This is a genomic window from Nostoc foliaceum FACHB-393 (genome assembly GCF_014698505.1).
GTDB classification, from domain to species: domain Bacteria; phylum Cyanobacteriota; class Cyanobacteriia; order Cyanobacteriales; family Nostocaceae; genus Nostoc; species Nostoc foliaceum_A.
In genome coordinates, this window is the sequence record NZ_JACJTD010000135.1 from 1 (window position 1) to 7,165 (window position 7,165).

Annotated in this window: 17 protein-coding genes; 16 read left to right on the plus strand and 1 reads right to left on the minus strand. The window is 41.5% G+C overall.

From position 1 onward, the window contains the following. The 13 genes from H6G92_RS37665 to H6G92_RS37725 all read left to right on the plus strand — a co-directional run. The coding region (locus tag H6G92_RS37665) for a hypothetical protein (protein WP_190901837.1) at positions 1 to 215 on the plus strand (215 nt) is incomplete at its 5' end. Between the two features lie 111 nt (positions 216 to 326). Further along, positions 327 to 1,085, plus strand: coding sequence for a hypothetical protein (locus tag H6G92_RS37670; RefSeq protein ID WP_242059506.1), 759 nt, complete (start codon positions 327 to 329; stop codon positions 1,083 to 1,085). 65 nt (positions 1,086 to 1,150) lie between these two features. After that, positions 1,151 to 1,420 (plus strand): hypothetical protein, encoded by a 270-nt coding sequence (locus H6G92_RS37675; protein ID WP_190901839.1) that lies wholly within the window; start codon positions 1,151 to 1,153, stop codon positions 1,418 to 1,420. Then, positions 1,417 to 1,557 carry a hypothetical protein gene (locus tag H6G92_RS37680; RefSeq protein WP_190901864.1) on the plus strand — a complete coding sequence of 47 codons (141 nt, stop codon included), beginning with the start codon at positions 1,417 to 1,419 and terminating at the stop codon, positions 1,555 to 1,557. Before H6G92_RS37675 ends, H6G92_RS37680 begins: the two co-directional genes overlap by 4 nt. Before the next feature lie 42 nt (positions 1,558 to 1,599). Further along, positions 1,600 to 2,814: an RNA-guided endonuclease InsQ/TnpB family protein gene (locus H6G92_RS37685; RefSeq protein WP_190901841.1), complete on the plus strand. Its 1,215-nt coding sequence runs from the start codon at positions 1,600 to 1,602 to the stop codon at positions 2,812 to 2,814. Positions 2,815 to 2,878: 64 nt separating this feature from the next. Next, positions 2,879 to 3,040 carry a hypothetical protein gene (locus H6G92_RS37690; protein ID WP_190901843.1) on the plus strand — a complete coding sequence of 54 codons (162 nt, stop codon included), beginning with the start codon at positions 2,879 to 2,881 and terminating at the stop codon, positions 3,038 to 3,040. Between the two features lie 39 nt (positions 3,041 to 3,079). Further along, a complete protein-coding gene (locus H6G92_RS37695; protein WP_190901845.1) occupies positions 3,080 to 3,397 on the plus strand; it encodes a hypothetical protein in 318 nt (105 codons plus the stop codon). A 31-nt stretch (positions 3,398 to 3,428) separates the two neighbouring features. Beyond that, entirely contained in the window at positions 3,429 to 3,623 is a 195-nt protein-coding gene (locus H6G92_RS37700; RefSeq protein ID WP_190901847.1) for a hypothetical protein, read from the plus strand. 205 nt (positions 3,624 to 3,828) lie between these two features. Next, positions 3,829 to 4,173: a hypothetical protein gene (locus H6G92_RS37705; RefSeq protein WP_190901849.1), complete on the plus strand. Its 345-nt coding sequence runs from the start codon at positions 3,829 to 3,831 to the stop codon at positions 4,171 to 4,173. Between the two features lie 14 nt (positions 4,174 to 4,187). After that, positions 4,188 to 4,427, plus strand: coding sequence for a hypothetical protein (locus H6G92_RS37710; protein WP_190901851.1), 240 nt, complete (start codon positions 4,188 to 4,190; stop codon positions 4,425 to 4,427). Between the two features lie 359 nt (positions 4,428 to 4,786). Then, complete coding sequence (locus H6G92_RS37715; RefSeq protein ID WP_190901852.1) at positions 4,787 to 5,026, plus strand: hypothetical protein; 240 nt, start codon at positions 4,787 to 4,789, stop codon at positions 5,024 to 5,026. A 234-nt stretch (positions 5,027 to 5,260) separates the two neighbouring features. After that, positions 5,261 to 5,458, plus strand: a complete 198-nt coding sequence (locus tag H6G92_RS37720; RefSeq protein ID WP_190901854.1) for a hypothetical protein — start codon at positions 5,261 to 5,263, stop codon at positions 5,456 to 5,458. 11 nt (positions 5,459 to 5,469) lie between these two features. Beyond that, positions 5,470 to 5,745 carry a hypothetical protein gene (locus tag H6G92_RS37725; protein ID WP_190901856.1) on the plus strand — a complete coding sequence of 92 codons (276 nt, stop codon included), beginning with the start codon at positions 5,470 to 5,472 and terminating at the stop codon, positions 5,743 to 5,745. Positions 5,746 to 5,768: 23 nt separating this feature from the next. Here H6G92_RS37725 and H6G92_RS40710 read toward each other — a convergent pair whose 3' ends face one another. Then, entirely contained in the window at positions 5,769 to 5,891 is a 123-nt protein-coding gene (locus H6G92_RS40710) for a hypothetical protein (RefSeq protein ID WP_277926945.1), read from the minus strand. Between H6G92_RS40710 and H6G92_RS37730 the strand changes: the two genes are divergently transcribed. The 3 genes from H6G92_RS37730 to H6G92_RS37740 all read left to right on the plus strand — a co-directional run bounded on the left by H6G92_RS37730 (position 5,890) and on the right by H6G92_RS37740 (position 7,056). Continuing rightward, positions 5,890 to 6,231 (plus strand): hypothetical protein, encoded by a 342-nt coding sequence (locus H6G92_RS37730; RefSeq protein WP_190901858.1) that lies wholly within the window; start codon positions 5,890 to 5,892, stop codon positions 6,229 to 6,231. The two genes, H6G92_RS40710 and H6G92_RS37730, sit on opposite strands and share 2 nt — an antisense overlap. Before the next feature lie 194 nt (positions 6,232 to 6,425). Continuing rightward, the gene (locus H6G92_RS37735; RefSeq protein ID WP_190901860.1) at positions 6,426 to 6,842 is read left to right on the plus strand and encodes a hypothetical protein; all 417 of its coding nucleotides are present in this window, start codon (positions 6,426 to 6,428) and stop codon (positions 6,840 to 6,842) included. Further along, on the plus strand, positions 6,835 to 7,056 hold the full coding sequence (locus tag H6G92_RS37740) for a hypothetical protein (RefSeq protein WP_190901862.1): 222 nt from the start codon (positions 6,835 to 6,837) through the stop codon (positions 7,054 to 7,056). The genes H6G92_RS37735 and H6G92_RS37740 overlap by 8 nt, the downstream gene beginning before the upstream one ends. The last annotated feature ends 109 nt before the right edge of the window (positions 7,057 to 7,165 follow it).

The window sequence follows — 7,165 nt, forward strand, 5'->3', positions numbered from 1 at the left end:
CAATGTCACCCATAGAGATATTACGAGAATTCAATTCGTACTACGTAAATATTCAAGCAATCGCCCAAGATAAAACTTGGCTCTTGTTGATTGCTGATAAAAAGATTGACCCAGAAGCAGCAACTCACGTGGGCGATACATTGCATTACTTGGGTGAGGTTATGGGGTGCGTGGAAGAAGTTGTCGAGGTCAAGTTCAATCAGGAGGCAAAATAATGCAACCAACAATAACAATTCCACACGGTTGAAAATACCCCCGCTTCACCTTAATAGCTAAGTCGAACACTATCCAGTATCAACGCAATTTTTAGCAACAACAACGCAATTATGGAAACCATCAAAATCAACAACAGCGTCTTTCTCATTCCACCCAGCCAACCGAAACTACAAGCCAATTGCGCCAAAGAATACGGTCAATTTCTTCTCGATTGTCCCCCAAAACTGACAATTCTAGAAGCACAAGCGGGAGGATATCTCAAAGGTAACAAGGCTGATTTTGCGATCGCAATCTCTCGTCCTGACCGTGCATTGACCATCAACGAAAACTTCACCAACGAACCGTTTACCGAGTTGTGGGTGATTCCAGTGGCAGGAGGACTCAAAGAACAATTCAAAGGGCCAGCGTCGATGCTGCTTAGTTTTCTGATCCACCGCCGCAGTAAAGATAATTTCGCTGGACTGTACAACCACTTCGCCCATCGTGCTTTCCAGCAGTGGTGCGAGGAAGGGATGCCGGGAGATCCCAAAGAGTTCTGTTATCAGGCGATCGCTAGCGTACTCAAAAACTACATTTTCTGCGCCGAATTTCAGAAAGTGGAAGGGACGCTTGGAACATACTGGTTCATTCAGTGGAGCTATCGCAATCCTCAGTCTGACTTTGAGAAAGATGCGTTGGAGGCTGCCGAAATGATTCGTACTGGTGCTGAATCTGGGGCAACAGTTCACTGGGTAACAAATGAAACGTATGAACGCTGGGCTAGTAATGCTGTTACAGCACCAGCATTACCCCCGGTTTCGGAGTCAGAGGCACGGGCATCATTGCAAGGGCAAAATCAAACAGCAATGCCGCAAGGGAAACGGAAGTAATTAGACATTACAACGGCGATTCAAAGGTGAATCCCCACTACATAAATTATCAGTAAAATCAACCAATGAAAATCGGTACTGTCTCAATTAGTTATTCCAGGAAGTTCAACTTAGGGAACTATGAATCTCTCGAACTAGGCTGTTCGCTTTGGGCGCAGGTTGAAGATGAAGAAGATGCTGACGGTGTAGTTCAATTCCTGTACCACCAAGCTAAAGCAGCTGTAAAAAGTGCAGCAATACCCGTAATAAAAGCTAATGAATTTCAAATCAGTAAAGCCAAATCCCAAAAGAAGGTGGCAACTGATTCAGGTGTTGGGGAATTAGAGGATTTATGAAACAACTAACAGGTTCTATGCCCATCGCTCTACTACCACCATCTACTGCGGCTTGGAGCAAAAAAGAACTGCTTGAAACAATTGAATGGCTCCAAAAAGAAAAAGCGGATTGCTGCCATAGATCCGCAGATCATTAGGTATTTGGTAGGGTAATCAAAAAGGATTAGGAGATAGTTCAAGTGTTTAATCTGACCTACGAATTTAAACTTAAACCTACTCGCGCCCAAATTGCAATGTTTGAAGACTGGTTAGAACAATGTCGCCGTGTTTATAATTATGGTTTGGCAGAGCGTAAAGATTGGATTAAATCTCGTTCTTGTCAGATTAATGCTTGTTCACTACGCTCTGAGTACATCATTCCTGTTGAGACACAACGACCAAACTACTTCAATCAATGCAAAGCATTAACCCAAGCTAGAGCAAAATACCCAGAACTAAAGGCAGTTGCAGTACACGTTTTGCAACAAACTTTAAAACGACTTGAACAAGCCTTTGTTGCAATGTGGGAAAGGAAACACGGATTTCCCAGATTCAAAAAACCTGGGAGAATGCGTAGTTTTTTGTTTCCACAATTAGGGGTTAATCCAATCCAAAAAGGAAAGATAAAACTGCCGAAGATTGGGTGGGTTAAATTCCATCAATCACGAGAAATACCTGATAGCGATATCGTAAAACAAGCTCATATTGTTAAACGTGCCTCTGGTTGGTATGTGTTGCTCATCTTGCAATGGAATGTATCTCTACCACAATTAATTCCGCACGGTGAAGCAATAGGGATTGATGTAGGCTTAACAAGTTTTATCGCAACTTCTAAGGGGCTAACTGTCAAACGACCGAGGTTTTTTGTAGATGCCGAGTGCAAGCTGAAATTGCTGCAACAGCGCGTTTCTAGAAAACATATAGGCTCGAATAATTGGCATAAAGCACAAAAGAAGGTTGCGTTATTGTATGAGTACATCGTCAATTGTCGTAAAGATTGGCATAGAAAGCTGTCTCATCAAATCTGTAATAATGCCGGGATGGTATTTGTTGAAGATTTGAATCTAATTGGTTTATCCCGTGGAATGCTAGGTAAGCATTGCTTAGATGCTGGGTTTGGACAATTCTTCAACATACTACAGCAGACTTGTTTTAAGCGTGGTGTCTATTTCCAGAAAGTAGATAGCCGTAAAACCAGCCAGATTTGTCCTAGTTGCGGAGTTGAGACAGGCAAAAAAGAGCTTTCTGTTCGTACTCATGTTTGTTCAAATTGCGGCTATATCACTGATAGAGATGTCGCAGCCGCACAAGTAGTTCTCCAAAGAGGGCTTGCAGCCGTAGGGCATACGGTCAAGATGCTTGCTGAGGGTAAATTCACTGGAATCCCTGTGAAGCAAGAATCCTCGAATTTCTAATTCGGGGAGTGTCAAGAGTCCGAGTGAGCTTGATTCTGTCCAGATTGATGAACTAGTGAAAACTATGTGTTTGGCTTGGGCTGGTAATAAGTTTGGACATCCTGATCATGCTGCTAACTCTTATCAAAAGCATGTAATCGATGCTGTATTACAAGGTGTTTCTGAGATGGAAGCAATTCAAGCATGGATGGAAGGAGCGCTTGCACAATTGCCAGAACTGAATTGAGAAGAGAAACATACTTCAAACTAAAGGGTAGAGAAAAAGATGAATCTTTGGTCAAGAATGGATTTGATTGCATTAACAAATAAACGCTTTCTAGGAGACTTTGATGATTTCATTTTTGATTACAGTGGCGGATGGATGATTAAGCTTTTGTATCTGATTAAAGTGAATGTTGCCCTTTGGTTCGGATGGGAGTCGGAGCCAGAATACAACGATTGGCATTGGGGGCTAGCGTATTTTGACAGCGAAGTAAGCTCATCTTGGGATACTCCTATCGGAGCTTGTGACTGGTCAGAAATTTGTACTCCTGTAAGCTTTCTAAGATGGCAATACGGTATTGGCGAAAACTCAAATTACTAATCGATAGCAGGCTAACTAACAAAAGATTCAAATGTCCAATCTCCCACCAATTAATTCAATTGTTAAAGTCATTAAAGCACTGACAGAAAAAGACCCAAGGTTAGGGCAAACAGGCACAGTAATTCAGTATTCAGGACATGGCATGGTTTGTGTTCATTTCCCAGATATGCCGCCTGGTCAAGGAATTTTTTTCAATCCCAATCATTTACAAATCATAGAGTCATAGTCAAGATTATGCCGAGAAAATCTACTTACCCCACCCCTACTGATCAGTCCTCGCTGTGCTTACAATACCTCCGACGCTGTGGAGGTAGCGCACGGTTGTGCAGTATTAAATTTAGTCTTAGTGTGATTCAAATGTTGGTCAATCAAAGAAAGGTAAAGATTAGCAATACTGGTGCGGGTTTCTATGTTCAACTGGAGGAATCTAAATGACTCACCACAAACAAGTTATTTACCAATCTCAATTAGATCACAAGAGTAAGTTGGTTCTTCGCCGCCGTACTAGGAGAAGAACCAACCCCAGGATCTTCATCGATCGCACCATAGAAACAACTGCAATTATCTCTTTACTTTTTACCGGATTTGCGGGAGTAGGAGCAATGGCTTGTTGGGGGCTAGAAGTAATCGAATCCAATGCTGACCCCAACATAATCATCTCTGGTTGGGAGCAACAGAAAAATATCTGCCTGGGTACAATGTTGGTTAGTTTTTCCGTCTTCTTAGGCAGTTCTTTGGTCGGAGCAAGTTTTAGTATTCAACGAGATAAATTTTAGGGAGAGAAACAATAATGGAAATCAAATTAACCACAGCAGAGATTCGGACTATTTTGCAGGGTTGTCAATATACATTGCGGCTTGTGGGAAGTAGTAAGGATTATCGCAGGCTTCAGTCATCCGAGTATTTTTCTACCTCGAATGATGTGGTGTTAAATGATGCTTTTAATGTTTTGGAAGAAATAGTAGATGCAATTGATCAGGTGGAGCAATTTAATCAACAAGGAGAATCAGGTCAAGGAGCAATAAATTAAAGATGCAATTGGTTTAGGCACCCTTGAACTTGTGATAGAGTCAAAACCAAAACCTGAATCAGAATCAACAGTAATGAGTTACGACTTTAGGGCTTTGTTATTGAAGTATTAACCGCCAAATACCGATGATTTCCATATAAAGAAGCAAGTCAAATCGGTCTGTTGTACAGAATTTTATTTTGTTCGACGAGAGAGAGAAAAACCAATGTCAAAGCTTAAATATTTGAGTGTTTTTATCGCAGCATCAGGAGCAACGGCAATGGTGATCGGCATCATTATCGGTGTTAATAGGAGCGATTGCGAGAGAGGGTGCAAAAAGTTGGATTTCTGGCTTGTCCTTGATGCTAGGGGGAGTTGGATTGCAAACAATAGCTCTAGATCGTCTGTTGAAAACTCAAATTGAAGAACAAATCGACAGAACTTTAGACGAAAGACTCAAAGCGAAACCAAAGGCTTGCAAAGGATGCCGGAATTTTCATGGTATTGAATATGGGAGAGTAAAACTGGTTTGTGCAATACATCCTAGTGGGGTAGAGGGTGATACTTGCTCGGATCACGAGAAGTTTCCCAGCGCCAAGAAACCAACTGAGTCAAATTAAGCATTCAGTGATTCTGGTTCAGTACCAGATATTTCCAAAACCCGACGTAATCAATATGAACACAAAACAATTGATTCTTAAATCTGCCATTGGAGTTTTCGCATTTTCCACTATTCTGAGTGGCTGTGTTATGGTTTTCGGGCAAAAGAAAACCAATCACTTCAATATAACAATACCTGCTCTTTCGCACCGAGGTTGGCTTTTTGTTTCAGCATGATGGGAACTGGATTGACCATGTTTATCGGTAGCCGGATTGAGGCAGCGCAATTTGAAGAATCGCTAAAACCTAGAACTGTTCCCACTCCCTGCCGAGGTTGCAAGCATTTTCATGGAGTTGTCTACAACAGTGTGTTTCTCAATTGCGCTGTTCATCCCAAAGGCTGCTTCGGTGATAAATGCCCCGATTGGCAAACATTTAAAAAATCTAAATAAGGAGTAAGAAAATGACATTAACCTTAGATAATCGCTCTCAAAACAAAGAATCGTCTTTAACTCAGGCATTACGGCAGATACAACAGCTAAACTCCAAGATTCAGGAGCTAGAGCAGCAGCATCAAGATTATGTGCAGAAGCAACAGAATTTGATTGCTGCGATTGCTGAAATCTGTGTTTCTCCAATGCAGGAAGTACAGGCGCTGCGAATTCTGATTTATCGGGGAGAAGCAGCTTGTCGGCAGTACTTGCGCTTAGTGCTGGTGAAGCGAAAGAAGGCTTTTTAAAGTACCAAAAAACAACCCCTATCTTATGCCTTGCCGGAGGCACACAATATTTTTAAATAAGTTTTAAGCGATCGCCCCCGGCCAAGGTAAGCGATCGCCGTTTCCGCTCCTTGTGACGCTAATCCTATAGGAGGGTACTTAAACATGGTACGAACATTAGAAGACAAGTTCAATTGCAAGAGTGAACTATTTTTGTTGTCGGAAGACGAATACCAACCGAAAAATAAACTGGAAGAAATTGCAGTTAAAGCAGTCAAGTTAGCAGGGTTACACACCCGGCTTGGGGACTATGAATTTGTCTCGACAGCAGTTAGATTGCTTGAGCCATTCATTGCTGCATGGTATCATCGGGCCGAACTGTCCCCGCCATCGACCGCGACAATTTGCAAATGGTTTTATAATCAGCCACCAAAGTGGGCGATCGCTTTATTGGTGAATGAACAGCAAAAAATTTTTGAACAAGTTTCGCGGAATCTTCAAATTTAGATAAAACAGAAAACTCTACGAAATCCGAAAAAGCCCTTGAAGATTGCGAGTGGCTTTTTTATTGTATAAAAGCAAGGTCAATCACAGTTAATTCACTATCAATTAATAGAGAATATGACATCAAAATCATACGGAATTGACACGGATATTGACTATGTTTTTTACACTCTTAACTACCTATTGACTATTTATTGATGAACCAAGCATGGAGAGAACAACTTTTTAGCCGAAAGACCACTAATTCCGGGTTGAATCCTTTGGTTTTACCGATGACTAATGCCAAAATGTTGCGAGTTTTGGATATTTGCTATCGGACATGGGAGCGTTGGACAGAAGTGGCTGAAACAATCCCTCAGTATAAATTATCACGGATTCAAATGCAGAAGATGGCACAGGAAAAAAGGTTAAGAGCGCCATTGATTCGTCCATATCAAGTATGGGTGCTAGGCAGGATTGGCGAAGTGTTTGGAGATTTAGATCAAGGCACAAACAAGGTTGAAATAGCAAGGTCGATTGTGGAAGCCAATAAGTCGGAGTACACCATTAAAGAATTTGAAGCTGAACAAATCAGATTTACACAACCATCAACAGGAGAATTACAAAATGTCTGAAACTCAAGACAAATTTAGCCGTCAAGATTTGTTTGAATTACTGGGTGAAAAATACGCTCCTGTTAAAATCATTGCTGGTTTACAGGAGTTGGCTAAGTCCGACCCAGATATTAACCTTAATGTAGAAGATGACGCAAAGGAATTTAGCATTGACATTTGCGATCGCTTGGAAAAGCTGTTCAGTTTAGCGCAAACCCAGGGCAAACGCATCTAAATATTGACGAGCCTGAATCAGGGTGAAATACGCCAAGACTCAAACTACATAAGGCTTTGAGGAAATTAAATCTCACTCATTATAAAAATGATAATCATTACGAGGGGGG